This window comes from Streptomyces sp. W16, assembly GCF_033194735.1.
Lineage (GTDB): Bacteria > Actinomycetota > Actinomycetes > Streptomycetales > Streptomycetaceae > Streptomyces.
On record NZ_JAWOAI010001023.1, the window covers coordinates 1 to 1,593 of the forward strand.

2 protein-coding genes and 1 pseudogene are annotated in these 1,593 nt (G+C 69.9%); 1 reads left to right on the forward strand and 2 read right to left on the reverse strand.

Annotated elements, in window-relative coordinates:
• Positions 1-182: pseudogene (locus R6V09_RS52675) on the reverse strand (hypothetical protein); the annotation flags it as partial.
• Positions 179-745 (reverse strand): DUF4365 domain-containing protein, encoded by a 567-nt coding sequence (locus R6V09_RS52680; protein WP_093624554.1) that lies wholly within the window; start codon positions 743-745, stop codon positions 179-181. The pseudogene R6V09_RS52675 and the gene R6V09_RS52680, both read right to left, overlap by 4 nt.
• 169 nt (positions 746-914) lie before the next feature.
• Between R6V09_RS52680 and R6V09_RS52685 the strand changes: the two genes are divergently transcribed.
• Positions 915-1,593 (forward strand): 3'-5' exonuclease (locus R6V09_RS52685; protein WP_317888486.1); only part of this gene is annotated, 679 nt, incomplete at its 3' end.

Consider the following 1,593-nt stretch of genomic DNA (forward strand, 5'->3'; position numbering starts at 1 on the left):
GGGGTCCAGCGGCCGTACCGTCCGGGGGCGCCGCCGCGCCGCTGCCAGCCGTGCCGGCGCAGCAGGGCGCTGAGGACGGCGGGGTCGACCTCGTCGGCTTCCGGCGCACGGTCCCACAACGTGTCGTCCACGGGATGCGGTCGTACCGACCGCAGGTGTTCCTCGACCGAGCGGTCCCTCATGGCCTGCCTCCCGTCCCGACCCGCGTCATGATCTCGCACAGGGCCCGGTCGTCGAAGATGCGCGCGGTCGGTATGCGCACGGTGGTCCGGGTCCGGCCGGTGATCGCGTGACCGGCGAGGTTGACCCAGTAGCAGCAGTGCCGCAGGTCGAGCCGGTCGTGGCTGGCGCGCAGCCAGTCGTCCTGGGAACGCGGGACGAGCATCACGACCAGGATCTTGTGCACCGAGACCGGCGTGCGGGCGAGCTTGCGCAGATGGTCGTTGTCGAGCGTGAAGGAGAAGGAACGTCCCGGCGGATTCGGCGGGATCTGGTAAGTGCACTTGAGCTGCACTTTTATGGTGACCTCGTCGTCCACCGTGTGCCCGGGCGAGCCGTGACTGACGTGCCAGTCGATGCCGTTGTCCGGAAAGGGCTGCGACAACGAGCAGCCGGCCGCGGCGGCGACGGCGTGCAGATAGCCCACCTGCAACGTTTCCATGCAGGCGGTGGTGGCGAGTGATCCGCGATGGGGTGCCGTCCGTTCGGGCAGCAGCCCGCCCCGCTCGGGCTGCGCTATCACCATGACCAACAGCCTTCCAAGTTCAGGTGTATCCCTGTGCCGGGTCGCTGAACTGCAAAGACCCGTACTCCTGTTGTCTCCTTCCGGCGTACGGCGCAAACAGCCCGGGTATCACCAAACAGGCAGAAGACGGTGCGTCAGCTGCCGTGGGTGAACGAGGAGTTGTGTACGTATGACGTGCTGGTACGAGGGCCCGTTGGCCGCGTTCGACACGGAGACCACGGGCGTGGATGTGGAGACCGACCGGATCGTGTCGGCCGCCGTCGTCGTCCAGGACGCCCCCGGTACCCGTCCCCGGGTTTCCCGGTGGCTGGTGAACCCGGGGGTGCCGGTACCCGAAGGGGCGACGGCGATCCATGGACTGACGGATGAGCATCTGCAGCGCAACGGCCGCTGGCCCGCGCCGGTGATGCACGAGATAGCCGACGAGCTGGCCGAACAGGCGGCCATGGGACGCCCGTTGGTGGTCATGAACGCACCGTTCGACCTGACGCTGCTGGACCGCGAGCTGCGCAGGCACCGCGCGTCCTCGCTGGACCGCTGGTTCGAGGCGACGGCGCTGCGGGTGCTGGACCCCCGGGTCCTGGACAAACACCTGGACCGCTACCGCAAGGGCCGCCGCACCCTCACCGACCTGTGCGCGCACTACGGCGTCACGCTGGAGGGCGCGCACGACGCGGGCGCGGACGCGCTGGCCTCACTGGAGCTGGTACGGGCCCTGGGCCGCCGCTTCGCGACCCGGCTGGAGCGCCTGTCCCCCGCCGAACTGCACACCCTGCAGTCGACGTGGCACGCGGCGCAGGCGCGGGGGCTGCAGGCGTGGTTCACGCGCAGCGGTCCGCCGGAGGCGG

Excerpts from the sequence above, each read along its gene's own strand:
- R6V09_RS52680 (WP_093624554.1), bottom strand. The coding sequence starts at position 745 with ATGGTGATAGCGCAGCCCGAGCGGGGCGGGCTGCTGCCCGAACGGACG.